At 56.2% G+C, this 24899-nt stretch carries 18 protein-coding genes; 9 read left to right on the top strand and 9 right to left on the bottom strand.

Annotated elements, in window-relative coordinates; genetic code table 11:
• Positions 1-155: 155 nt before the first annotated feature.
• Both WJU22_RS21650 and WJU22_RS21645 read left to right on the top strand, forming a co-directional pair.
• On the top strand, positions 156-605 hold the full coding sequence (locus tag WJU22_RS21650; protein ID WP_341840259.1) for a hypothetical protein: 450 nt from the start codon (positions 156-158) through the stop codon (positions 603-605).
• A 152-nt stretch (positions 606-757) separates the two neighbouring features.
• A complete protein-coding gene (locus WJU22_RS21645; RefSeq protein ID WP_341840258.1) occupies positions 758-1393 on the top strand; it encodes a response regulator transcription factor in 636 nt (211 codons plus the stop codon).
• A 52-nt stretch (positions 1394-1445) separates the two neighbouring features.
• Here the strand turns inward: WJU22_RS21645 and WJU22_RS21640 are convergent, their stop codons facing one another.
• The 4 genes from WJU22_RS21640 to WJU22_RS21625 are packed head-to-tail and all read right to left on the bottom strand — an operon-like array spanning position 1446 to position 8432.
• The gene (locus tag WJU22_RS21640) at positions 1446-3608 is read right to left on the bottom strand and encodes a chitobiase/beta-hexosaminidase C-terminal domain-containing protein (protein ID WP_341840257.1); all 2163 of its coding nucleotides are present in this window, start codon (positions 3606-3608) and stop codon (positions 1446-1448) included.
• Positions 3608-4633: a 6-bladed beta-propeller gene (locus WJU22_RS21635; protein ID WP_341840256.1), complete on the bottom strand. Its 1026-nt coding sequence runs from the start codon at positions 4631-4633 to the stop codon at positions 3608-3610. The genes WJU22_RS21640 and WJU22_RS21635 overlap by 1 nt, the downstream gene beginning before the upstream one ends.
• A gap of 10 nt (positions 4634-4643) precedes the next feature.
• A complete protein-coding gene (locus WJU22_RS21630; RefSeq protein ID WP_341840255.1) occupies positions 4644-6098 on the bottom strand; it encodes a DUF1501 domain-containing protein in 1455 nt (484 codons plus the stop codon).
• A gap of 21 nt (positions 6099-6119) precedes the next feature.
• Positions 6120-8432, bottom strand: a complete 2313-nt coding sequence (locus WJU22_RS21625; protein WP_341840254.1) for a PSD1 and planctomycete cytochrome C domain-containing protein — start codon at positions 8430-8432, stop codon at positions 6120-6122.
• Positions 8433-9356: 924 nt separating this feature from the next.
• Here WJU22_RS21625 and WJU22_RS21620 point away from each other — a divergent pair.
• Positions 9357-10661: a hemolysin family protein gene (locus WJU22_RS21620; protein ID WP_341840253.1), complete on the top strand. Its 1305-nt coding sequence runs from the start codon at positions 9357-9359 to the stop codon at positions 10659-10661.
• A gap of 62 nt (positions 10662-10723) precedes the next feature.
• On the opposite strand, the gene WJU22_RS21615 is transcribed toward WJU22_RS21620, so the two are convergent.
• Entirely contained in the window at positions 10724-11293 is a 570-nt protein-coding gene (locus WJU22_RS21615; RefSeq protein WP_341840252.1) for an RNA polymerase sigma-70 factor, read from the bottom strand.
• A gap of 316 nt (positions 11294-11609) precedes the next feature.
• Here WJU22_RS21615 and WJU22_RS21610 point away from each other — a divergent pair, with 316 nt between their 5' ends.
• The 6 genes from WJU22_RS21610 to WJU22_RS21585 all read left to right on the top strand — a co-directional run bounded on the left by WJU22_RS21610 (position 11610) and on the right by WJU22_RS21585 (position 21704).
• Positions 11610-12638 (top strand): FecR family protein, encoded by a 1029-nt coding sequence (locus WJU22_RS21610; RefSeq protein WP_341840251.1) that lies wholly within the window; start codon positions 11610-11612, stop codon positions 12636-12638.
• A 238-nt stretch (positions 12639-12876) separates the two neighbouring features.
• On the top strand, positions 12877-16245 hold the full coding sequence (locus tag WJU22_RS21605; protein WP_341840250.1) for a SusC/RagA family TonB-linked outer membrane protein: 3369 nt from the start codon (positions 12877-12879) through the stop codon (positions 16243-16245).
• Between the two features lie 18 nt (positions 16246-16263).
• Complete coding sequence (locus WJU22_RS21600) at positions 16264-18045, top strand: RagB/SusD family nutrient uptake outer membrane protein (protein WP_341840249.1); 1782 nt, start codon at positions 16264-16266, stop codon at positions 18043-18045.
• A gap of 143 nt (positions 18046-18188) precedes the next feature.
• Positions 18189-18584: a hypothetical protein gene (locus WJU22_RS21595; RefSeq protein WP_341840248.1), complete on the top strand. Its 396-nt coding sequence runs from the start codon at positions 18189-18191 to the stop codon at positions 18582-18584.
• A 285-nt stretch (positions 18585-18869) separates the two neighbouring features.
• Positions 18870-19691, top strand: a complete 822-nt coding sequence (locus tag WJU22_RS21590; RefSeq protein ID WP_341840247.1) for an alpha/beta hydrolase — start codon at positions 18870-18872, stop codon at positions 19689-19691.
• A 267-nt stretch (positions 19692-19958) separates the two neighbouring features.
• Positions 19959-21704, top strand: coding sequence for a right-handed parallel beta-helix repeat-containing protein (locus tag WJU22_RS21585; protein ID WP_341840246.1), 1746 nt, complete (start codon positions 19959-19961; stop codon positions 21702-21704).
• 74 nt (positions 21705-21778) lie between these two features.
• Here WJU22_RS21585 and WJU22_RS21580 read toward each other — a convergent pair whose 3' ends face one another.
• The 4 genes from WJU22_RS21580 to WJU22_RS21565 all read right to left on the bottom strand — a co-directional run bounded on the left by WJU22_RS21580 (position 21779) and on the right by WJU22_RS21565 (position 24895).
• Positions 21779-22291, bottom strand: a complete 513-nt coding sequence (locus tag WJU22_RS21580; RefSeq protein ID WP_341840245.1) for a hypothetical protein — start codon at positions 22289-22291, stop codon at positions 21779-21781.
• Between the two features lie 28 nt (positions 22292-22319).
• Positions 22320-22892 (bottom strand): hypothetical protein, encoded by a 573-nt coding sequence (locus tag WJU22_RS21575; RefSeq protein ID WP_341840244.1) that lies wholly within the window; start codon positions 22890-22892, stop codon positions 22320-22322.
• A gap of 192 nt (positions 22893-23084) precedes the next feature.
• Positions 23085-24152: a DNA polymerase beta superfamily protein gene (locus tag WJU22_RS21570; protein ID WP_341840243.1), complete on the bottom strand. Its 1068-nt coding sequence runs from the start codon at positions 24150-24152 to the stop codon at positions 23085-23087.
• A complete protein-coding gene (locus WJU22_RS21565; protein WP_341840242.1) occupies positions 24146-24895 on the bottom strand; it encodes a nucleotidyltransferase domain-containing protein in 750 nt (249 codons plus the stop codon). Before WJU22_RS21565 ends, WJU22_RS21570 begins: the two co-directional genes overlap by 7 nt.
• Positions 24896-24899: the final 4 nt, after the last annotated feature.

Raw genomic sequence — 24899 nt, 5'->3', positions numbered from 1 at the left:
GCAGGCAATACCCTACAATTAGGAGGGTGAAAAGCACCGTTTACCGGTATTGACCGGGGTAGGATGCGGGGCTACCTTTGCGTTATTCCTCACATTTTAACGCTGAAAAAGTAATGGAAACGAAAAGAACAAAACGCATTTTATCCGGGCTGTGTATGTTGGCAATGACTGCTTTTGTGTCTACCGGCTGCGGTGGTAAAGACGACGATCCTGCGCCCGGCACCAAAAAAATGAATATGAAGGTCACCATTTCGGTGGTGGGGCTGGAAGCCAGCGACAACGTATATTTCCAGATCGGCGCCGCCAACCACGACGCCAGCCAGTACGGTTCACCCGTATGGAAAATGAACGGTACCACCCAGGGCAACACGCACACGATCGAACTGAAGGAACAGCAATTCCTCGGCAGTACCAAAACATACGTGCTGGAAACGGTAAAGGCGTTCGATTTCGGTTCCCTGAACTTCGATTATTCCAACGATGGCGCCCCGCTGACGGTGAGCTATAAAGTGGAGATCGATGGAAAGGTGAAAACGAACGTGCAGAACAAGGTAGTGCCTGCTGGTGGTACGGACGATCAGAACCTGACTTACAAACCGGAATAAACGCGGAAACCAGCCATTTGCAACGCAGCATTTTCAGGGAAAACGCACGGAAGTGCGTTTTCCGCTTTACAGGCGGTTCCAGTCCATTGTTTGTTAAATGCCCAAACATCGATAATTTTATCCTTCCACATTCACGGAACAACAACGATCGCATGGCGGAAAATGGAAAAATACTGGCGGTGGTAGACGATCATCCCATCCTGGCAGACGGGCTGCGCTCGCTGCTGATGGAGCATGGCGGATTTGAGGACGTCCGCAGTTTCAATTCCGGGAAAGATTTCATGCAGTTCCTCGCCGCCAATGCCGTAGACACCGTGCTGCTCGATATCGCGCTGCAGGATGCCAATGGGGTGGAGCTGTGCCGGGAAATCAAGCTGCTGTCGCCCGGAACGATCGTGTTGGGGCTGAGCAGCCAGGCGGAGCGCGGCGTGGTATTGCAGATGATTTCAAACGGGGCCGGCGGATATGTGTTGAAAAGCACTGCTACCGGCGAGCTCATCGAATGTATCCGCGAAGCGCAGGCCGGTTGCGTGGTTTTTTGCAGTGATGTAAAAAGGGTACTGGCCAAAGCGCCCGCCCATCCGCAACGCACCTTGCCATCGCTTACCAATCGCGAAAAGCAGATGCTGCAATTGCTGTCTGAAGGCAAAACTACACCCATGATCGCCGCCGAGCTTCACCTGAGCCGCCTCACGATCGATACGTACCGTAAAAACCTCCTCCAGAAATTCGAAGTGAAAAATGTAGCAGAGCTGCTCGTGCTCGTGGTGCGGGAAGGATTATTGTAGCGCACAGCCCGGAGGCCATGCGCTACTTATCAGATAGTTGTGTCCTTAAAAATCAGTTGAACATCAATTCGTCGATGAAAGCCCAGCCATGGCCGCCCTTTCCGGGATGCCACACGGGAATCTTACCCAGCGGTTTCATGACGATCTTCACATACGAAACTTCCGCTTCCGGGAAATCGCAGTTGTATGTGATCGGCGCCACGGGATCACCCTGTTTTGCCGCGGGTAACGATGTTTTGCGGAGCAGCCGCAGGTTGTTTTTATCCGTTCCGCCCCAGACTTCGATCTGCTCCGGCGGGAAGATATAGGCATCCTGGTGCCGGAAGGTGCTGAAAGATACCTGCTTCAGCGGTACCGCCTTTTCGAACCGTACTACCGCCTCCAGCGGGTGGTTGACATACCCGAGCCACTTGCCGTCGCTGTAATTGAAAGTGCCTTTCTCGGCATCGTTGAGCGTTTTGGCGCCGTTGCCCGTGTATTGCCCCTCGGGCTGGCTGATAAGCGTGATGCTGTCCGGCCGGTAAGTGGATTTGCTGAAGGAATATTGCACGGGATCGCTCACGTTCCAGCCTTTTTTGCAGGCGATGGCGCGGATCACGGTGCTTTCGGTGAGGCGGAGACTGTCTTTGAAAACAGGGGAATTGACGCTGTCGGGCGCGGAGCCGTCTGTCGTATACCGGATTTCCACGCCTTTCACGCGGTGTTTCATTATCAGCTGCATGTCGTTTTTGAAAATAGCGGCGGTATTGACGATTTCGGGCTGGTTGAGCTTGAGCTGTTCCTGTCCGTCGCTGATAAATCCATTCACCAGTTCCACACCGGGGAAGGTGGATTGGATTTTTTGCATGTCGGTGGATGAGATCCCTGTGTTCCAGGTGTAGATTTTATCCAGTTTGGGCGCCTTTTTCAGTGCCAGCAGCTGTTGCGCCGCTACAGGCGTTCCTGCTACGGAAAGCCTCTGCAAATGCGGCAGTTTGGCCAGTTCGCCGAGGGTTTTGCCGGTGATCTGCGTAAACCCGAGGTTGAGGACCCGCAGCTCGCGGAACTGCGCCAGCAGCGCCAGGTCTTCGTCTTTAACGGGCATCTTCTGCAGGTGCATTTCCGTCAGCTGGTCTTTGAGCGGCAGCAATTCCTTCACCGACCCGATGTCGAACTTATCCCGGTTGTACCAGTTGGCGACCAGCGGCGCCGCATAAAGCGCCACGGGGTACACCACGCGGTAGTTATTGTTAAGTTTGGCGACGAGCTTTTCGTCGGCATGTGGGAGGTCCAGCTGTTCGGCACCACCGGGAGGCGTGAGGCGCGCGGCAGCGAGCTGGTACAGGGTATCCTGCGGCGGGAGGGATTTTACTTTTCCATCGAACTTCGCACCGTTTTGTATCCAGTGGTGGAGGATGGCGATCTCCGCTTCCGTCAGTTGCGGTTTGCCGGCTGGCGGCATGTGTTTTTTGTCGGCATCCGGGAGATGCAGGCGCAGCATGAGCAGGCTCGCCGCGGGATCGCCGGAAATGAACAGCTCGCCGGTTTTGCCGCCGGCCAGCATTTGCACGGAATCTTTCATGGACAGGCCGCCTTTCGCCTTGCCGGGATTATGGCAGCTCATGCATTTTTCTTCCAGGATGGGCTGTACCACATGCGCGAACAGTTCCGCCTGGTCGATGGGCACTACCGGCCGTACGAACGCGGGTGTTACCGGCGCCAGCACGAAGTTTTCGCCATGGGTGACAACCGCCCCGAAGTGCCCCGTCACCATCAGCAGCACGATCATCCCGAGCGAAAACCCCCGGTTCCCCCAACCCTTCAAACTATTCCGTAACCAGTAAAGGGCGGAAGCCGTCCACAGCAACAGGGCGCCGCCCCATTTATGCCAGAACAGCGGCCCCTCGGCCGAATATCCTTCTTCGCGCGACAAAAACAATCCCATCATCACGGTTACGGCTGCACTGAGCGCGCCCAGCAGCAACATCACCGCCGTCACCTGGTTCCTCCAGGCCACCGCTTCCGGGTTGCGCATCGGTACGAACGGCAGCACCGCGCCGATCAGCAGGAGCACGATCGGGAAATGCAATACCAGCGGATGCATGCGCCCCGCCACCTGGAGCCACGAAGGCACTGCGAGCCGGTCGCCCGCCAGGAGCAATACCAAAACGAATATGTTACTGGCCAGCAGCAGGCTTCCGCCGATGCTTTGCCATTTTGTGCTATGTTGGTTCATCAGACTCTGCTGAGTTTATAGGGATATACTTTTCCGGACGCCCATTGCGCCACATACAGGTTCTCGTCGTTGTCCACGCACACGTCGTGCGGGTGCACGAAGATCTTTTCCGCCTGCTCCATCGGCTGCAGCTTGCCGTCTGCGTACTTCGGTTCCGTACCACCGATGTTCGACACCACTTTATTGTTTTTGTCGAGGATCGTCACGAACCCGCTGGCTTCCTTGCCCATTTCCGGGGAACGGAGCACGGCAGCGTACAAATGATCGCCCTTGATGACGGGCCGGCACACGCAGGCGCCGGGCAGGGAGATCACTTCCAGCAATTGCCCGTCCATGCTGAACCGCTTGAAGCAATTCCGCGTACGGTCGGTGACCAGCAGGGTAGGCGCACCGTTCCGGCGATCGATGCAAATACCGTGGGCATTGTCGAGATGGGCGTCGCCTTCACCGCGACCGCCGAAAATATCCAACAGCTTGCCGTTGCGGTCGAACCGGGAAATGTATTGCGCACCGTAACCGTCTGCGATGTAGATATCCCCATTTTCCGCCACGGTGGTTTCCGTCGGCACGAACGCTTCCTTTTTATCGTATTTCCCGCTTTCCTTCGGATAGTCGATCGTCAGCAGCACTTTCCCGTCGAGCGTGGTTTTGTAAACCTGGTGCAAATCCGTATCGGTGATAAGCAGGAATTCTTCCCCGTTTTCCTTCGCCAGCGTGAGGCCGTGCGCACCGGGGAATTGCGTTCCCCAGCTTTGCAGCAGTTTCCCGGATTTATTGAAGATGAGGACGTTGTTTTTTGTCTCGTTCGTGAGCAAAATGATCCTTCCCTTCGCGTCCTGCACCATTTCGTGGCAGTCTTTCACGGGGAAGCGGGACACGTCGGCCTTTGCCCACTTTTCGTCGAGCGTGAACCGCATTTTGTTATGCCCGTAAACGGGGCCTTTCGGCCGTGCAAAGAGGTCGCGGGAGATGTAGAACCCGGCGGTGGTGAGCGCCGCGGCGCGGATGAATTTTCTTCTTTCCATGTTTCGGTATTTAGGCCATCAGTCCGGGAATGACTTGTCCCGCAACGTCTGTGAGCCGGTAACGGCGTCCCTGGTGTTTGAATGTGAGTTTTTCGTGGTCGAGGCCCATGAGGTGCAGCACGGTGGCGTGGAAGTCGTGCACATGCACGGGGTCTTTGACGATATTGTACCCGAACTCGTCGGTTTCGCCGTAAACGATGCCGGGTTTCACGCCGCCGCCGGCCATCCAGATGGAGAAGCAGCGGGGGTGATGGTCGCGGCCGTAATTGTCGGCCGTCATTTTCCCCTGGCAATAATTCGTGCGCCCGAATTCGCCGCCCCAGATCACGAGCGTTTCATCGAGCAGCCCGCGTTGTTTGAGATCGGTGATGAGCGCCGCGGACGCGCGGTCCACATCCTTCGCCTGCCCGGCCATTTCGTTGGGCAGGTTCCCGTGCTGGTCCCATCCCTGGTGATACAGCTGGATGAAGCGCACGCCGCTTTCGGAAAGCTTCCGGGCCAGCAGGCAGTTGGCGGCGAAAGTGCCGGGCACCATGCATTCCGGTCCGTACATTTTGAGGATATCGTCGGGCTCGCGCGAGAGGTCGGTCAGTTCGGGAACGGCCGTCTGCATGCGGTATGCCATTTCGTATTGCTGGATTTTGGTGCTGATTTCCGGATCGCCGAATTCCTTGTACGATTTATCGTTCAGCGCCGCCAGCTGATCGAGCATTTGCCGGCGGTTGGTGGAATCGATGCCTTCGGGATTGTTGAGATACAGGACGGGACTGTCGCCACTGCTAAACTGTACGCCCTGGTGGATGCTGTCGAGGAAGCCGTTGCTCCAGAGCTTGGAGTACACGCCCTGGCCGTTGCCTTTCCCGCGCGACAGCAGTACGCAGAATGCCGGGAGGTTTTTATTCTCGCTGCCCAATCCATAGCTCATCCACGATCCGAAGCTGGCCCGGTTGCCCTGCTGGGCGCCGGTCTGGAAGAAGGTAAGCGCGGGGTCGTGGTTGATGGCTTCGGTGAACAGGGAGCGGACGATGCAGATATCGTCGACGATCTTCGCGGTGTGCGGAAAGAGGTCGCTGATCCAGGCGCGGGCCTGGCCGTATTGCTGGAAATCGAAATGGGAGCCGACGAGGGGGAACGACGACTGGCCGGCCGTCATGCCCGTCAGTCTTTGTCCCATGCGGATAGACGCCGGGAGCTCCTGGCCCATCATTTCGCGGAGTTTCGGTTTGTAGTCGAAGCTTTCGAGCTGCGAGGGCGCGCCGTTCTGGAACAGGTAAATAACCCGTTTGGCTTTGGGCGCGAAGTGCGGCATCCCCGGCACAAAGGCCGCTTCTTCCGGTGTGCGGCTGCCGAAGAGGTCGGGGATGAGGAGCGAGCCGAGGGCCACGCTGCCCACACCGAGGCTGAGATTCGACAGGAATTTGCGGCGGTTCATGTTCAGGTGCCGCTCAATGAATTCATTTTTCATGGCGCGTATTTTTACCGGGGATCAGGTTTTGGATAAAGTTTCTTCCAGGTTGTAAATGGTGGTGATGACCTGCATCATGGCGGCCCAGGAGGAGGCATCGAGCCCCTTGGCCATGGGGAATTCGCCATGGCGGAGGAGTTTTTCCGCTTCGGCGGGCTTGCTTTTGAACCAGGCCTGCTGCTGCGCGAAGTATTTCGACAGCACGTCGACCTCCGCCGCTTCCGGCGTCCGGCAAACGATGGCGAGGAACGCCTGGCGGATGTTCTTTTCCGTATCGCCGCCCTTTTGCAGGAGTTTCCCGGCAAATACCCGCGAGGCTTCCAGTACCGTTGGGTCGTTGAGCATGATGAGCGCCTGCAGTGGCGTATTGGTAGCGGAACGTTTCACTTCGCACTGGTCGCGGTTGCTGGCGTCGAAGATCATCATGGACGGGGGCGGGACAGTTCTTTTGATGAACGTGTACAACCCACGGCGGTACAGGCTTTCGCCATGGTCTTGCCGGTAAGTGGCCAGCGATCCGCGGCCGGAAGTGGCCAGTTCCCACAGGCCCGCGGGCTGGTAAGGTTTCACGCTGGGGCCGCCGATGGTGTGCACGAGCATCCCGCTCGACGCCAGTACCAGGTCGCGCACGGTTTCCGCAGGCAGGCGGAACCGCGGCCCGCGGGAGAGGTAAATATTATCCGGATCTGCTTCCAGCTTGTCTTTCGTGATATTGGCCGATTGGCGGTAAGTAGCCGTCATGACCATCTGTTTCATCAGCCGCTTCACGTCCCATCCATGCTGCATGAAATCAACCGCCAGCCAGTCGAGCAGTTGCGGATGGCTGGGCAGCTCTCCCTGCATCCCGAAATCGCCTGTGCTTTTCACGATCCCTTTTCCGAATATCTGCTGCCACATCTGGTTGACGAACACTCGGGCCGTGAGGGGATTTTTCGCATCGAAGAGCCAGGTGGCCAGTCCCAACCGGTTGGGCGGGAGGGCGGCCGAATTGAAGGGCATGATGGAAGCCGGGGTGCCGGGTTTCACCTCGATGGTCGGGTTGTCGAACACCCCGCGGCCGAGAATGTAGGATTTGCGCACGGAGTCCTGCTCACCCATGATGGATACGATGAGGCGGTTGGTATCTTGCCGGTTGATGAACCGGAGCGCGCCTTCCATGTCTTCGCGGGTGATTTCCATGAAGGGCTTCTTGGCGTAGGTTTCCGGCCCGCCCACAACGGATTCCAGGCCCACTTCCTTCACGTTGTTGAAGAAAGCGTAAAGCTCGTAGTATTCTTTCTGGGAGAAGGGATCGTATTTATGGTCGTGGCACTGGGCGCACTCCATGGTGACGCCGATGAGGCTTTTGCTGAAGGTGTTGGCGCGGTCTATGACATAAGAAACGCGGTATTCTTCATCGATGACGCCGCCTTCTTCGGTGATTTTATGGTTGCGGTTGAACCCCGAGGCCAGGAGCTGTTCGCGGCCGCCGCCGGGCATCATGTCGCCGGCGAGCTGCCAGGTCACGAAATCCTTGTAGGGGAGGTTTTTATTGAAAGCGTAAATCACCCAGTCGCGCCAGGGCCACATGGAGCGGTAGTTATCGTCCTGGTAGCCGTGGGAATCGGCGTAGCGGGCCACGTCCATCCAATGAACGGCCATTTTCTCGCCATAGGCGCTGTCTGCCAGCAATTCGTCGACCATTTTCTCGTACCCGCGCTCGCTGGTGTCTTTGGCGAAGCGTTCCATGCGGTCGGCGGTGGGCGGCAGGCCGGTGAGGTCGAGGCTGAGGCGTTTGAGGAGGCGTTCGGGATCGGCGGCGGGGTTGGGAGCGAGGCCTTTTTCTTCCATCCTGGCCAGCACGAACCGGTCGATCTCGTTGCGCGCCCATCCGTCGCCGTCTTTAGGGACGGCGGGTTTGGCGGGTGCAACGAAAGCCCAGTGGGGTTTATATTTAGCGCCCTGTTTGATCCATTTTTCGATGAGTTTGATCTCGAAGGCGGTGAGCGTCATGTTGGAAGCCGGCGGCGGCATGCGCAGGGTGCTGTCTTGTGTCGAAATACGGAGGAAAACGGCCGATTTCATGGGGTTCCCGGGCACGAGGGCGTGCATCCCCGGCGTTTCCTTCAGGGCTTTGTAGGCGCTGTCGGCGATATCCAGCCGGAGGCCGGCTTCGCGCTTGTTGGCGTCGGGGCCGTGGCAGGCGAAACACCGGTCAGACAAAATCGGCCGGATATGGAAATTGTAATCCACGGAATCCGGCATGGCTTCAGCGGTACGGTGAGACCGGCTATCGTTGCAGGATGTAAAAGCGGCGAGTGCGCCGAATGCGAAAATTATATAACGTTGGAACATGGTACGGACGTGCAAGATTTCATTGTTCACAAATATCGATCACTACTTACGTGGCTGTTAATGGTGTCAGGATTGCCCCCGGGGCGCTGCTTATCTTTGACGCTATATTGATAATAGTTGACGCAATATTTGCAACTATTTTAACGCGATTCTACTTTTGATTGACTGTTGAGTGTGAATTTAACATTTATTTTTTAAAATTCACTGAAATTGTTGCCAGTGGTTGCTTTACGAAGGAGCCGCATGCCCGTCAATCTTTCCGGCCGGGGCGCGAGTCCCCGTAATTTATACCTGCCTGCAGCCTTTGCCATTAGCGGTCAATAAACGGTAAGTTCTATCGACCTGCGAACGCATTTGGGTGAAGCGCAAAGCCACCGCTCCGGGGCTTTCGGCCATCTGCATCCGGCAATGGGAAAACCGAACCGGATCATGGTGTTGAAATTAAGATTTATTGCGTGGATTTAATGAGAATTATGATTGCCGGTGCGGATCATTTTTGCGGGAATGTCTCGTACAGGACGCTATTTCAGCCGGAATTACGAAGTATACATATTGGCAGACATATTCCCGTATTTGCGGAGCCCGGCCCGGGGCAAATCAATCCCTCAGGCGGGTAACGATTCGTCCACAGATTTGCCGTAACCTGAATTGTTTGTACGTTACAGACATATGTTTGCGTTTAGGAGGGAAGCCGTCTTGTTTTACAATAACTGCAACTTCGGCGATGATAATAATCGCAAGTGGTATGAACGGCAATGCCTGAAACGGGTGAAAAACATTTGATGTAGCATTTTTAGCGGAACCTATCGCGGTATTTCGGGTTAGTGCACGGCTGATTACACATATGAAATCAAAATAATTATTATCCCTTGCACGGCGCCCCACATTACCCTATCTTTATATCTTCACCATGTTTAACAAGTAATGGCTTTTGACATCCTGCTTACTTTATTCCTCGTATTACTTAACGGTTTCTTCGTAGCGGCGGAATTCGCCATCGTAAAAGTCCGTTCTTCACAGATAGAAGTTAGTTCCGGCCGCAGCGCCGCCGTGTCCGGCGTCGCAAAAAGCATCGTCAATAACCTCGACGGTTACCTCGCCGCCACGCAACTCGGCATCACCCTCGCTTCGCTCGGGCTCGGCTGGGTAGGCGAAGATGTCATGACGACGCTCATCCTTTCGGCTTTCAATAGCCTGGGCCTGCACATCGAGCCGGCCACGGCGCACAGCATCGCGCTGCCCATCGCGTTCCTCTGCATCACCGTGCTGCACATCGTGTTCGGCGAGCTGGCGCCCAAATCCCTCGCCATCCGCAAACCCGTTCCCACCACGTTTGCCGTGGCAGTGCCGCTCAAAATCTTCTACGCCGTGTTCCGCCCGTTCATCTGGATGCTCAACGGCCTGGCCAACGCCATCCTCAAGCTCATCGGCATCAGGCCCATCCACGAACATGGCGACATCCACTCGGAAGAAGAGCTGAAAGTTATCATCGCCGAAAGCCACCAGGGCGGCGTGATCGAAGAAACGGAAAAAGCCCTCATCCAGAACGTGTTCAGCCTCGGCGACCGGCAGGCTTCTACGCTCATGACGCCCCGCAACGAGCTCGTATGGCTCAATGTCAACGATGCGGCCGACGTCAACCGGAAAAAAATCCTGTCCAACAAACATACCCTTTACCCCCTCACCAATGGCGACCTCGACGCCGTGTACGGGTTCGTGTATTCGAAAGACCTGCTGAGCGACAGTCTTGCCGATTCTCTCCTACGACTGGAATCCTACAAAAAGAAACTCCTCCTCATCACCACACATAACCGCACCTATCAGATCCTCGACCTATTCCGCAAGGAAAAAGTGTACCAGGCCATGGTGGTCGACGAATTCGGCGCCGTGAAGGGCATGATCACGATCAACGATATTGTGGACGCGCTGGTGGGCGATATTTCAGAGACGAACGAATTCGAGTATGAAATGAAACGGCAGGACGATGGCTCCATCCTCGCCGACGCGCAAATCCCATTCGTGGAATTCCTCGAACGGATGCACATCCCGGCCGACCAGAAGAAGCTGAACCTCGTGAACTTCGCCACCCTCGGCGGTTTCATCCTCGACCGGATGGGGAGGATCCCCGCTGCCGGCGACAGCATCCAATGGCGCGGGCTGCGGTTCGAAGTGAAGCAGATGGACCAGCACCGCATCGCCAAAGTGGAAGTGCGCGACGTAGCGCAATAAACAACATGATCATAAAAGGAAAAGCCCACCATGCGGTGGGCTTTTTTCATATCGTAGAGGGATCAGATTTTCTTCATCACTTTCATTTCCAGCCGGAAGGTGACGGCGGTGGTGAGTTTTTTGAGTGCGATGGCCAGTTGGTTTTCCACCGTTTTGGTAGACAGTTCCAGGATGGCGGCCACTTCCTTGTAGCGAAGGCCGTATTGCTTCACGAGAATGAATATCTCGCGGCATTTGGGCGGCAGTTCGCGGATGGCTTCCTCCATCTTTCCCATCATTTCTGAAGTGATCAGCAACTGTTCCGGATCGGGCGAGAATTGCAGTTGCTCCTCGTCGCTTTCCTGGAGGGGAAGGCTGCGGAGCTGCGATTGCCGGCGGGCATGGTCTACCACCTTGTTGCGGGCGGCCACGAACAGGTACACCTGCGGATTGCGCACATCCCCCAGCTCATGCCGCTTCTGCCAGCATTGTACGAACACGTCGTGCGTGATCTCTTCCGCCACTTCCCTTTCTTTCAGCAAAGAGCAGGTGAAACGGAACAGCGTCACGAAGAAATGGTCGTAAAACTGCCGGAAAGCAAGTTGGTCGTTCTCCGCCGTCATTTTCCTGAATAAGGCTGCAGTGTCAGTCATACCGGCTGCAATTTATCATACGTAGATTATGCTAAAGTTAACAAAAGACCCAGATGAAAAAAATAATATAGCGATTCGATTTCCGGTAAAGTATGAAATATTCGCGGGAAAAAACAAACTCCCTTTTATTCCGATGCATCGTTTTTTTATCAAACTAAGTCTGTAGTTGTGTTTTGCAAACGATTGACAGGACGGAGTTTCAGGCGATTGAAAAAAAGGGGATTTTCTTTTGGGGGTTTTTGGAAGCGGACATCGTCCTTCTGTTGTAAAAGGTCCTATTCAGATGCATGAAACACAAGAGCGCTTATTTTTATTGATGTCCAGGAAAGTGGCGAACGAGGCAACGGCGGAAGAGCTTAAAGAGCTGGAGCGGTTGCTGGTTGCCGAGCCCGGGCTTCACTATACCTTGAACATGGTGGAAGAACTGACCCCGCTTCCCAAACCCGGCGATGCCGCCACGGAAGATGAACTGCGCCGCAAACAGCGCGGGCTGGGCAAGCTCGACGAGCTGCTGGCGCCCGCCCCGGCCATCCGCCGGAAAATGATGCCCAGGCGGTGGCTGGCCGCGGCCGGCGTGGCCCTGCTGGCCGGCGCAGGCGGGGTGCTGTATTGGATGACGGGCGCATCGGCCCGGGAATCCGTCGCGGAAACGGCTTTTGGCGTAACGAAGAAAGAAGTGCTGCTGCCCGACGGGTCGCGCGTGGTACTCAACGCCGGCAGCAAGCTGACATATGATTCCGCCGCACTGGCGAAGGGAGACAGGATCGTGACGCTCACGGGCGAAGGGTTTTTCGACGTGAAGGCCAGTGCGGAGCATCCGTTCGTTATCCGGACGGGGAAGGTGGACGTACGCGTGCTGGGCACCACTTTCAACCTGAAAGCTTATCCGAAAGATAACCGTGTCGAGACATTCCTCATTACCGGGAAGGTGGAGATCGCTTATAAAACGAAAGGGGAGGAAGCCCAGGTGCGACTGCGGCCCCTCGAGAAGCTGGTGATCGATCTGCCGGCTACGGGAGACGCGCCGGCGGCAACCTTGAAACCGCAGGCCCCGGACACCCGGGTACAAACCACCGGCAACAACACCGCCGTGACCCTTTCCAGCCCCGAGCCCGCCTGGATGCAGGGGCGCCTGGAATTCGAGAACGTCACGTTCGAACAGCTGGCCAACGAGCTGGAACGCTGGTATAACGTAAGTATAACATTGAACAATGATAAGCTGAAAGGCGAGGTCTTCTCCGGCGCCTTTAACAACAAACCGCTGCCCGAGGTACTTCAGGCACTGCAATTGACGATGCAGTTCCAATACAAATCACTGGGCGATCATCAAATTGAAATCTGGTAAACCATTCACGTATCAAAAAGCTGCGCCTATGATATAGCAACACTACTCCGCTGACCATGGCCACAAAAAAAGGAAGTGCGGCAACACCTCCTTTTATATACCGGCCGAAAACTGCCGCCTTGTCTTGAGAACACAGGGGACGGCTATCTTATTCAACCGACAATCCAAAAATATGAAAAAAATCCGTACATGCATTTTACCTGTACCTGAAGAGCGATTAAAAAAAATATTACTGCGTATGAAATTGACTTCCGTACTGCTGCTGGCTGCATTCCTGCAGGTTAGCGCAAATGGATATTCGCAGGAAAAGCTCAGCCTGGATTACGCCAACATCAATATCAAGAAGCTGTTGACGCTGGTAAGCAAGAAAAGTGACTACACTTTCCTCTACCGCAACGTAACCATCCCTGACAAAACAGTGAACATCCGCGTAAAAGACGCGCACGTGATCGACATCCTGCGGGAAACCCTCGCCGGCACCGATCTCACCTTCAGACTGCTTTCCGGAAAGCTGATCGTCATTACGCCCAGTGGGGAAACCGTTGTGGCCAAGCCGATCCGCGGTATCGTGCAGTCGGAAGACGGGACGCCGCTCATCGGCGTGACCGTGATGGTAAAAGGCTCCTCCAAAGGCACGCAGACCGATGCCACGGGGCATTTTTCCCTCGAAGCGCCGGAAGGCTCCACGCTCGTATTTTCCTACATCGGGCATGAAGCGCAGGAAATAGTAGCCGGCACCGGCGACCTCAACATTGTCCTCAAAGCCGGCTCCAGCGGGCTGACGGAAATAGTAGTGGTGGGATATGGCGCGCAGAAGAAAGTGAACCTCAGCGGCGCGGTAGACATGGTTTCCGGCAAGGAGCTCCAGAACCGGCCCATCAACAATATCGCCACCGGTCTGCAGGGCCTGCTGCCCAACCTCAATATCACCCTCAGCAACGGCCGCGTTACTTCCAATCCCGGATTTAACGTGCGCGGTCTTACCTCGCTGACGGAAGGGGGGCCATTTATCCTTGTAGACAACGTTCCGGCCACGCCCGACGAGCTGAACCGCCTCAACCCGGCCGATATCGAGAACGTGACCGTGCTGAAAGACGCGTCTGCCGCAGCTATCTACGGTGCCCGCGCCGCTTTCGGCGTGATCCTCATCACTACCAAATCCGGTACTTCCGACAGGATTTCCATCTCCGTGAACACGAACTACGCGCTCCGCAACCTGGGCGCCGTTCCGAAGCTCGTTACCGATCCATACCTGACGATGGACTATAAACACCGCGCCGCCACGCCGCTCTACAACCTGTACCCGGACGCCGTGCGCGAATACGCGAAGAAACGCTCCGCCGACCCTTCGCTCCCCGCCGTGATCGTAGACCCTACCGACGCTACCAGATACGCCTATTACGGTACCACAGACTGGCTCCACGAGGCTTATAAAAACTCCGCGCCCACGTCTACCACCAACTTCAGCGTTTCGCAAAAGAGCGAGAAAGTGGCGTATTACCTCTCCGGTGAATACTTCCGTTACGAAGGCCAGCTGAAATACGGCAACGATATCATGAACCGGTACAACCTCCGAGCAAAAGTGAACTATCAACTGTCTGACCGCATCAAACTCGGCGCCAACACCACGTTCACCAACCGCGACTACGATGCGCCGGTATTCCTCGACGGCAACTTCTTCCATGAACTGAACCGCATCCCGTCGCTGTCCGTTCTCCGCAACCCCGACGGGAGCTGGACCAAAGACGGCGGCTACATCTTCGGCAGGTTGCAGACCGGCGGCCGCACCAAGAATTACATCAACGAATACACCGCCACGCTGAACGGTGAGCTGAACATCATCAAAGACGTGTGGGATCTGAAAGGCGACGCTACCATCCGCCGCACCAACAATACTATCAATTCCTTTGACATCCAGGTGCCGTACTACGACGGGCCCGGCCAAAGTGTGAAATATACGGGCGCCAATCCTTCCTACGCCACCACCGGCGGCGACGCCGCGCGATACAACGTGTTCAACGTGTATACCGATTTCCACAAAACTTTCGCCAAGAAGCACTACGTGCAGGCGTTGGCAGGTTTTAACCAGGAATACCGTTACGACGAATCCGCCCGCACTACGCGCCAGGGCCTCATCAGCACATCGCTGCCCACGCCGCAGCTGGCCACGGGCACCATCACCCAGCGGCAGACGATCGCCGATTGGGCGGTGCAGGGACTGTTTTACCGGTTGAATTATATCTACGACGACAGGTACATCCTGGAGTTGAACGGCCGGTACGACGGTACGTCGCGCTTCCCGACCAAAGACCGCTGGGGCTTCTTCCCCTCGGTATCGGCCGGTTGGGTGGTAACGGGCGAGAACTTCTTCAAGCCGGTGGCGCAAGCCATCCATCTCGATTTCCTGAAGCTGCGCGGATCGTACGGTTCGCTCGGTAACCAGGCCATTTCCCAGGCTTACGCTTACATCCCCACCATGGGCTCGGGCCAGATCGGCCAGATCCTCGACGGGGCGCGGCCGATGATGGTGAACCAGCCCGGGGCCGTTTCCGCTTCCCTCACCTGGGAAAAGATACAGACGCGCAACTTCGGCGTGAATATGTCGTGGCTCAACAACCGCCTGGGCATCGACGCCGATATTTATACCCGCGAAACCAAAGACATGCTCGTGAAAAGCAAAACGCTGCCCGCCGTGTTCGGTACCGGCGAGCCCCGTGAGAACGGCGCTTCGCTGAAAACGAAAGGATGGGAGCTGAGCCTGAAATGGAGCGATAACGTGCAGGTGGGCGGATCGCCGCTGAACTATTCAGCAAGGTTCATCCTGGCAGACAGCCGATCTTACATCACCAAATACGACAATCCTACCCGCCTGATCGGCGACCGCTACGTGGGCGAGGAATGGGGTGAGATCTGGGGCTTTACCTCGGCAGGGTTCTTCCAGTCGGAAGAGGAGCTGAAAAACTGGCCCGACCAGACGGAAGTGGGCTCCGACGATCAGAAGTACAAATTCTATGTGGGCGACCTGAAATTCGCCGACCTGAACGGCGACAAGAAGATCGATTATGGCAAAAATACCGTGGACGATCCGGGAGACCGCCGGGTGATCGGCAACAGCAGCATCCGGTTGCCTTACAGCCTGGACCTGAGCGCCGACTGGAAAGGGTTTGACCTCCGGGTGTTCTTCCAGGGCGTGGGCAAGCGCGACTGGTATCCCAACCCCAGCAACCACTACTTCTGGGGCGTATACGCACAACCCTGGGCCAACGTACAGGTACACAACCTCGACGCCTGGACACCCGAAAATCCCAACGGTTACTTCCCCCGCCTCAAATCCTATATCGCGGAAGACGGTTCCGAACTGGGCGCCGCGCAAACCGGGTACCTCCAGAACGCAGCCTACCTGCGCCTGAAAAACGTGACCGTCGGCTATACGCTGCCCGGCTCGCTGACCCGAAAAGCCCGCATCGAAAGACTGCGCATTTATTTCAGCGCGGAAAATATCTGGACCCGCTCCCACCTGAAAGCGAAGATCGATCCGGAAGGATTGGACGGTTCCGTGTATCCCTTCCAGCAAACCTACTCCGGCGGCCTGAACCTGAATTTTTAACGGATAAGCTAACAACACATGAAAAAGATCAATTTTTATATATGTTTCGGAATGGTGACGGTGGCGGCCGTTTCGTGCAAAAAGAACTTCCTCGACCGGTTCCCGAAAACAGAAGTGACGAAAGAAGTGTTCTTCAATAACCCGCAGGACCTTGAGACCTACAGCAATGGCTTTTATGGGATGCAACCCGTTCCATACCAGGATATCGAATCCGACAACACGAGCAACTACCAGGCAGCAGGCTACGTAGACGGGCTCGTGCGCGGAACGGTGACGCCGGTAACGGTAGGGGGATGGAATAACTGGGGAGACCTGCGCCGCATCAACTTCATGCTGGTGAACGCCGGCAAAGCCCAGGGCGACGCCGCGGCGATCCGTCATTTTATCGGCATCGCGAAGTACTTCCGGGCGATGTTCTACTTCTCTAAATTGCGGGATTATTCCGACGTGCCCTGGTACGGAAAGCCCCTCGCAACGGACGATCCAGATCTCTACAAAGGTCGCGACAGCCGCGCGCTCATCGCGGATTCCATCCTGGCAGACCTGAACTACGCCGTCGAAAACATCAAACCCGACGAAGGCAACCGCACCCGTGTCACCAAATGGGCCGCCCTGGCCCTGCTGAGCCGCTTCGGCCTGTACGAAGGCACATTCCGGAAGTATCATCCGGAAGTAAACCTCACCAACGAAGGGAAAAAATTCCTGGAACGTTCCGTGTGGGCTTCCGAGCAGATCATGGGCAGCAACCGGTTTACTATCAACAATACCGGGAAGGGTGGGGAAGACTACCGCGCCCTGTTTTGCAGCGCCACCCTCAACGGTGTGAAGGAAATTATCATGTGGGCCGACTACCAGCAGGCGCTGGGCGCATCGAACAACACGCATACCGTTTTGGGGTACCAGTGGGCGCTGAGCAACAGCCTGGCCGAAACCTACCTCATGAAAGATGGGACGCCTTTCACCGCGCAGCCCGGCTACGCCACAAAAACCTTGCTGGAAGTGCTCGCCAACCGCGACCCCCGCATGAACGAGACCATTGCCTCGCCCGGTTTTTCGCCGAACCTGGATAACAAGCCTTACGTGATCAAGCCCACCATCGGCGGGTACGATCAGGTGAAATTCTACCCCCGCCTGCCGTCTCAGCGCCAGGGTTGGGACGCTAACTACACGGCGCTCCCCATCTACCGTTACGCCGAAGTGCTGCTGAACCTCGCCGAAGCAAAAGCCGAACTGGGGACCATTACGGCAACCGACCTCAACAATACGGTAAACCTCCTTCGCGCCCGTGTGCAAATGCCGGCCATGACGTTGACACCCGCGGCAGACCCCGTACTGGCCGCCCAGTATCCCGGCGTTGCGAGCACCCTGCTGCTGGAACTGCGCCGCGAAAGAAGGGTAGAGCTCGCCTGCGAAGGCCTGCGCTTCTCCGACCTCATGCGCTGGAAAGCCGGCGCCCGCCTGCAAGACGCGCAGGGCGGCATGTACGTGCCCGCGCTCGGTGCCATGGACGTGACGGGGGACGGTAATCCGGATATCGCCATCCTGGCCAGTCCGAACGATGAATCCCCCATCGCCGGGCTGCCGGAAGACGTGAAGAAAAACCTCACGAAATTCCACCTCAAAGATGCCGCCGGGAAGGATAACAACTTCTATCTCTCCGGAGGCACCAAAGGCCGCATCATGTTCACCGTAGACCGCGACCAGCCGCGGACCTTCGTGGAACCGAAATATTACTATCGACCTATTCCCCAGACGCAGACTGTATTGAACCCTGCGCTGAAACAGATATTCGGTTGGTAATGGAAAGGGACCGAAATCCAACAGCTACCGGTGCCTGCACCGGTAGCTCTCTTTTCCCGCCATCACCCTGTCGGACTACGGCTTGAACGCTGCTTTGCGTGGGCTTTAATTCCTCATTATTCACTTCCAGAAAATTAAAACCCATGAAAAAAATCCTTCTTTGCACCCTGTTTTGTTTCATCGCATTTGCGCCCGCATTCAACATCTCCCAGGCTAACGCTGCCGTAGCGAAAGTCTTCAGCCAGGTGTACGGCTTCAAAACCTGGGACGATTACCCGCATTCGCCCGCCCCGGCCAGCTATACCGTTGCCCTGAACACCGGCGGTTCCGCCACGATGGTCGTGTACGGCAACCCGCTTTCGCCCGACTATATTACGGTTGACGGTTACCTGATGACCGCCACCAGCACCAGTCATTCCTTCGACGGCCTCGAAACGATCGAAGAATGGACCGGCACCGTGAATGGTACGCCCATGCGTTTCAAAGCGAGACAAATCTATAACTACCTGACGCTCCAGGGCTGGTACGGTAGCTTGTAATCTTACCCGCCTGCGCAAAGCAGTTTACAGTCGCAGACAAAACGGGCCCCGTTGCAACGGGGCCCGTTTCCGTTACGTGCGGGTTAATTTTCAGGTTTGGGGCAGGGGCGACGAACAACGTGCAGGCGTTGGTTGTTAGGGGATTTACAGCTGAACGGTCGCGCGCCGTTGCCCGGAACCTGCAAACTGATGTCGGAATGCGGCCGGCGGCGCGCTCGCATGGAATTGATACGTAGATTGGTGGAACAAAGCATTATTTCTTTAACGCTAAAAAAACGCACCCAAATGAGTAAGATCACATTAAGAGACGGAACCGAAATGTATTACAAGGATTGGGGGAAGGGCCAGCCGATCGTGTTCCATCACGGATGGCCGCTGTCTGCCGATGACTGGGACGCACAAATGTTCTTCTTCCTCGAGCAGGGCTACCGCGTGATCGCGCACGACAGGCGCGGGCACGGCCGGTCTTCCCAGGTAGCGCACGGCCATGACATGGACACCTACGCCGAAGACGTATCGGAACTGGCAAAAGCCCTCGACCTCAAAGACGCCATCCACGTCGGCCATTCCACCGGCGGCGGGGAAGCGATCCATTATGCCCATAAATTCGGGAAAGGCCGCGTAGCGCGCGTGGTGCTCATCAGCGCCGTTCCGCCCATCATGGTGAAATCAGCCACCAACCCGGGCGGCGTGGATATCGCGGTGTTCGACGAGATCCGCACCAACACGGCCAAGCACCGGGCACAATATTACCAGGACATCACCTTCCCGTTCTACGGCTACAACCGCCCCGGCGCGAAAATCTCCCAGGGCATCCAGGACAACTGGTGGCGCCAGGGGATGATGGGCTCCATCAAGGCGCATGTGGATTGCGTGAAGGCTTTCTCCGAAACGGATTTCACCGAAGACCTGAAAGGGGTAGACGTACCGGTGCTGGTCATGCACGGGAAAGACGACCAGATCGTGCCTTACGAAAACTCCGCTCCCAAGTCCGCGAAACTGGCCAAAAACGGAACGCTCATCTCGTACGACGGTTTCCCGCACGGCATGCCCACCACGGAAGCGGAAACGATCAATAAAGACCTTTTGAACTGGATCAGATCATAAGCCCGGCTGTAGCTGAACAAATTGTACCTTCCTTTTGAAAACCTGCATGGATTGCAGGTTTTTTCTTCCCCTGGATTGCAAACGGTTTCATAATACTTTTTTCCGATTTGCTGGCGGAATATTCTCCCGGGATTGGAAGACCGGCACATTAAGTGTACATTGGACATCTATAGGGCCGGTGCGCCGCTTCCTCCCGGAACGGCGCCTTTCCACGCGAATTTGGATAACGATAAAGTTGGGATAATGCTACTCAAAACTACCTGTGCAATGGCCGCCATTCTGGCCGGCACGATCTCTGCAACAGCCGCCGCTCCGGGCGACACCATTCGCGCAGCGGATTTCGGGGCGCGGCCCGGCACGTATGAAGACGCCCTGCCGGCTATCCAGCGGGCCATTGCGGCATGCAAGGAGAAAAAAGCGGCCGTGCTGGTGCTGGAACCGGGGCGGTACGACATCTGGCCCGAACACGCCGCCGAAAGGGAATATTTCATCTCCAATACCTCTTCCGAAACAGAATGCCCGTCCAAAATGAAGAAAACCGGACTGCTGTTCGAGAACATGGACAATTTCACGCTCGTAGGGAACGGTGCGCTGCTGGTGTTCCACGGAAAAATGATCACCTGGGTGGCCGACCATTGCCGCAACTTCACGATCAGGGGCATCCGGATGGATTTCGAAAGGCCCAGCATGTCGGAACTCACCATCGTTTCCGCCAGCGATTCGACCGTGGAAACCGCCATCCATCCCGATTCCCGTTTCGACATCCGCGACGGTAAATTCCAATGGTATGGAGAAGGCTGGGGGATGAAACATTTCCACGCCATCAGGGTGCATACGGCCGATAGTACGAACTGGTACGACAACTGGGCGCCGTTCGACCGGAGCAAAGCCCTGCGTACAGGGCCGCTCAGCGTGCGTTTCAGTGGCAATTTCAGGAACAGGAAATTCGTTCCGGGAGATGTGCTGTCCGTCCGCGACCCGATCCGCGACCACGTGGGCGCTTTCATCAACCGGTCGGAAAACGTGCGTCTGCACGATGTGCGGATGCATTACATGCACGGCCTCGGCATCGTGGCGCAGTTTTCGGAGAACCTGTCGTACGACAGCGTTTTCGTTATCCCGCGCGACAATGGCCGGCGCATCGCCGCGTTTGCGGACTGCATGCATTTTTCCGGCTGCCGCGGCCAGATCACGATCGAAAATTGCCGCTTCAACGGCGCGCACGACGATCCGGTGAATGTGCATGGCACGCATCTCATCGTACAGGAAGTAATAAGCCCCCGTAAACTAAAGATCCGTTTCGGCCACGCGCAGACCTACGGCATGGAGGCATTCTTCGCCGGAGACAGCACCGCGCTGCTCGACGCCGCTTCCCTGAAAATATATGCGTATCCGATAGTAAAGTCCGCCAAACTGGTTTCTGAAAGGGAAATGGAAGTGGAATTCACGAAAGACGTGACCGGCGTCAGGAAAGGCGACGCGTTGGAAAACGTGACCTGGACGCCTGCGCTCACCGTACGGAACTGCCGTTTCGAGGGAACGAACACGCGGGGATTGCTCGTCACCACCCGCCGGAAAGTCCTCATCGAAAACAACGTCTTTTTCCGCACCGGCATGCATGCGATCCTCATCGCAGACGATGCTTCCGGCTGGTTCGAATCCGGCCCCGTCACGGACGTGACTATCCGCGGCAATACCTTCCAGGAATGCGCCTACAACAGCGGTGGCCACAATTATACCATCGCCATCGAGCCCGAAGTGAAGAAGGCGGCGCCGGGGAACTTCGTACACCGGAACATCCGGATTTACGACAATACCTTTTTACAATACGATTATCCGGTGCTGTTCGCGCGCAGTACCGATGGGCTTTCCTTCACCCATAACCGCATCATCCGCACGGATTTCCGGCCTTCCGGCGAAGCCAGGGCCAACATCCGGCTGGAAGATTGCGCCAATGTGAAAGTGGAGAAGAATACGGAAAAGGGTTTCGGGAAAATCTCGGTGTCGAAATAAATGAATTTGATATGCTGCTGAAAACCTGCGCCCGCGCAGGTTTTCTTGTTTAGGACATAGGCCTGACCGTGACACTACAGCACTTCACGGGTTAACCGATCGATCCGCATCCTGTTATACTGTTGCAGGATAATGGCCGCTACATTAAAAACAAGATTAGCGGCAAGGATAAGCACTCCCAGCATCCAATGGCCAAACGTAAAAGCGTGCAGACCGGAAAAGAGGAAAAAGAAGCCGCAGATGAGGTGGAAACGTTCGTACATGTTGATGGTGGCGCGGTATTTTTCCGCACCGGTGAGGTTGACGACGGTGTTGCCGGTATTGCGGGTGGCGGCATTGGCCCAGTCGCCGTTTTGCGTGAGTTTCCGGATGGTTTTGACGCCCAGTTTCTCGAATCCCCGGCGCGTGGTGGCCAATTGCGTCCATCGCAGCAATGGGCGGGGCAGCAGGCCCATCACGCATGAAACGGTGATAAATATCCAGGCCCAAACGTCCCATCCGGCCAGGAGCCAGTACCAGAGCAGGGGAGTACAGCACAGTGCCATCCAGAAAAAGTTGATGAGCTGGTTGAGGATGTGGGTTTTCATGCCGGGCGATTTTGTCATCGATCGGAAGTTACGGAAGATTTTCAGCATCGAGGGGAGCAACGATAAGTTCACCCTGCGTAGCAGCGTGTTTTTTCCGCCGGTTCACTATCCACAACACCAGGCCGGTGATCCCGCAGGTTGAGTAGCCTAAGATGTATAGCCAGAATGTGCCCGATTCGGCTTGTTCGACGGATTCGGGCGTGAGATAAGTCACGCCTTTATAGCGGATACCCACAACCCTTACGGCTCCGGGATTGGAATATTGTTTCAGTTCCTGGTATTGCGAAACAGGGACCTGTAACTCCAGGGTATCGCCAGCCTTCAGGAAATCCAGATCGCGGTATTCTTGCAAAGCTTCCCATGCACCGTGCGCCACCCGTAATTTGTTCCGGTATTGCGCACTGAGGAGGGTTTTACCTGACAATGTCCCTCTTTTACCGGTATAATAATTCGATATGTCGATCAACTCGATCGTAATTTTCTCCGTTTCCCCGCCGAGGAAAAATCTTTCGCTGCGATCGGAAATGGTAAAATACAGGCCGAGAATTCCGAGGAGAAGCAGGAGGCCGGCAATGCTCAATTCTTTGTTATTCGTAGACATAGGGATAGGAAAGATAGCATCCGTTCATTGAATAAACAAAACAGACGGAAGCGGGAAGCCTGAAGCGCCCATCCATGACCGATGCAGGATATTTTCTCCGGGGAACTCCCGAAATCCGGAAGCCCGCCTTTTCAGGGGCGGGGCATTCCGTTTTGGTATAGGGCAACAATCGGCGGGCCAGGCCCGCCCTTATCAGAGAACAGCAGGGTAATACAGTTTTTCGCGCACGGCCGCCAGGGCATTTCGCGCGGCGCCGGGATCGGGCTTATCGGGTAGCGGGCTCTTCCGCGCGGCGGACGCGATGGCTGCCATGAGCGTTTCCGCGTCCCGGAGCAAATCATCATAATCCCGTTCCCCGCGCTTGATGGCGAGCAGTTCTTCCCGGTCGCGCCGCCATACCCGCAGTTCGCCTTCGGTAAACAGTTCATGCGCCATGCGCAACAGCCGGGTGGTGTGCATCATGTTCTTGGCATCGAACCCTTTGCCGTGCGCCTGGTTGCCGGTGAACCGCGCTTCGTTACGCTCGCCCACCCATTTCCAATACGCGGCGTAAGACCGGCAATGTGCGGAATACGCTTCCTGGTTGAAGAAAAGGTACGCTTCCGGCGCCGTTCCCTTTGCCACGGGTGAGCAATGCACATCATCGCTATCCGCACCGGAAACGATCCCCCGGTATCCCGCAGCTTCATCGTAATACAGGGCGTACAGGCCTTTGGTGTGCGGCATCGCCGTGAGGCCGCAATATTCCGGGCGCCTGCGCGTGGCCCTCAACCAGGCCGCCAGCGATACCGTTTTGCCTCCTGCCGTCACGTAACAGCAGTCCATCGGGGTTTTGCGCGTTTCGGGCTCGGGGTTGTTGATCTTCTTGTTCAGTCCCTTCGCTTTTCCGATCTGCGACCAGGCATACCCGGCGAAGGTTTCTTCCGCCAGTTTCGACAGGAACATTTCCACCGGGAACGCGTCCATCAACGGGTGCCGGAAATTTACCGCAGGTGCCGGCGTGCAGAGCAATTCCAGCATGTTGGGATTGTTCTTGCACAACAGCTCCACGAACCGCCCCAGTTCGTAATACACGACGTCGTTCGAAGCGTTGGCCACCTGTGGCACATATTCCCCCGAAAAGAACATATGCCGCGGCAGGAAAAACACGCCTTTCACATCGGTGTCGGACGACGGCGTGTCCAGCCCATAAGCCCGGCTGCCGCTCAGGGCTTCGAAAAGCACGAGGCCATTCGCTTTCAGGTAAGCTATGTCTAACATGACAGCATTTTTTGGAAGTACGCGTCCAGCGGCGCGGTGGATATGGACATCCTGTTTTCGGAAGATGCCGCTTCCGCAAGCGATCGCATACGTTCGGTCATAAATTGCATCAGTTCTCCGGGAACTTCCACCGGCGCACTTTCCACGGCTTCCGTTTTCCATCGTATCAAATCATCCACTATCCGCTGTATGCTGGCAGGAGCGAGTTCCAGCAAGGGCTGCAGGGTCATGGGCGGATATGCGCCCTTTGTCGCTATCCAGTTGGCGGCGAGCAGCGGGCGCAATACATAGAACAGTTTCTTGACGCCTATCTGCTTTCCCTGCATCGTGGCAAGCGCGCCCTGCGCGATGCCGAGATAGTGATGTATCTGCCTGCGGCCATTGAAATACAGCGGGAGCAGGTCTGTCATGCTTTCGCGGAAACCTTCCCGCTCCATGTACACCACCGGCGATTGCAGCCACTCGAAAGGCGTGCAGTTCGATTTGTACAGCAGGCGCAGCGCCTTGCGGAGGTCCCATCCGCATACGTCCAGCTCGCTGGTCAGCGGCAGCGACAAATGCTCTTTGGCGTCGCTGAGCGAAAGGTAGGCTTCCGGCTTTTGAACGTATATGAATCTTGCGTCGTAATCGCTGTCCGGCGATGGGAACCCCCAGGCCCGGCTGCCCGATTCGCAGGCGAAGAGTATTTTCACCTGGTGGGCAGCCGCGAGGGATTGCAGCGATGTCGTTATTTGTTGTCTCATTGGG

The organism is Chitinophaga caseinilytica (genome assembly GCF_038396765.1).
GTDB classification, from domain to species: Bacteria; Bacteroidota; Bacteroidia; order Chitinophagales; family Chitinophagaceae; genus Chitinophaga; species Chitinophaga caseinilytica.
The sequence above is the reverse complement of the archived record's forward strand: the minus strand, read 5'-3'. Positions and strand labels throughout refer to the sequence as shown.

Excerpts from the sequence above, each read along its gene's own strand:
- WJU22_RS21650 (WP_341840259.1), top strand. The coding sequence starts at position 156 with ATGTTGGCAATGACTGCTTTTGTGTCTACCGGCTGCGGTGGTAAAGAC.
- WJU22_RS21645 (WP_341840258.1), top strand. The coding sequence starts at position 758 with ATGGCGGAAAATGGAAAAATACTGGCGGTGGTAGACGATCATCCCATC.
- WJU22_RS21640 (WP_341840257.1), bottom strand. The coding sequence starts at position 3,608 with ATGAACCAACATAGCACAAAATGGCAAAGCATCGGCGGAAGCCTGCTG.
- WJU22_RS21635 (WP_341840256.1), bottom strand. The coding sequence starts at position 4,633 with ATGGAAAGAAGAAAATTCATCCGCGCCGCGGCGCTCACCACCGCCGGG.
- WJU22_RS21630 (WP_341840255.1), bottom strand. The coding sequence starts at position 6,098 with ATGAAAAATGAATTCATTGAGCGGCACCTGAACATGAACCGCCGCAAA.
- WJU22_RS21625 (WP_341840254.1), bottom strand. The coding sequence starts at position 8,432 with ATGTTCCAACGTTATATAATTTTCGCATTCGGCGCACTCGCCGCTTTT.
- WJU22_RS21620 (WP_341840253.1), top strand. The coding sequence starts at position 9,357 with ATGGCTTTTGACATCCTGCTTACTTTATTCCTCGTATTACTTAACGGT.
- WJU22_RS21615 (WP_341840252.1), bottom strand. The coding sequence starts at position 11,293 with ATGACTGACACTGCAGCCTTATTCAGGAAAATGACGGCGGAGAACGAC.
- WJU22_RS21610 (WP_341840251.1), top strand. The coding sequence starts at position 11,610 with ATGTCCAGGAAAGTGGCGAACGAGGCAACGGCGGAAGAGCTTAAAGAG.
- WJU22_RS21605 (WP_341840250.1), top strand. The coding sequence starts at position 12,877 with ATGAAATTGACTTCCGTACTGCTGCTGGCTGCATTCCTGCAGGTTAGC.
- WJU22_RS21600 (WP_341840249.1), top strand. The coding sequence starts at position 16,264 with ATGAAAAAGATCAATTTTTATATATGTTTCGGAATGGTGACGGTGGCG.
- WJU22_RS21595 (WP_341840248.1), top strand. The coding sequence starts at position 18,189 with ATGAAAAAAATCCTTCTTTGCACCCTGTTTTGTTTCATCGCATTTGCG.
- WJU22_RS21590 (WP_341840247.1), top strand. The coding sequence starts at position 18,870 with ATGAGTAAGATCACATTAAGAGACGGAACCGAAATGTATTACAAGGAT.
- WJU22_RS21585 (WP_341840246.1), top strand. The coding sequence starts at position 19,959 with ATGGCCGCCATTCTGGCCGGCACGATCTCTGCAACAGCCGCCGCTCCG.
- WJU22_RS21580 (WP_341840245.1), bottom strand. The coding sequence starts at position 22,291 with ATGAAAACCCACATCCTCAACCAGCTCATCAACTTTTTCTGGATGGCA.
- WJU22_RS21575 (WP_341840244.1), bottom strand. The coding sequence starts at position 22,892 with ATGTCTACGAATAACAAAGAATTGAGCATTGCCGGCCTCCTGCTTCTC.
- WJU22_RS21570 (WP_341840243.1), bottom strand. The coding sequence starts at position 24,152 with ATGTTAGACATAGCTTACCTGAAAGCGAATGGCCTCGTGCTTTTCGAA.
- WJU22_RS21565 (WP_341840242.1), bottom strand. The coding sequence starts at position 24,895 with ATGAGACAACAAATAACGACATCGCTGCAATCCCTCGCGGCTGCCCAC.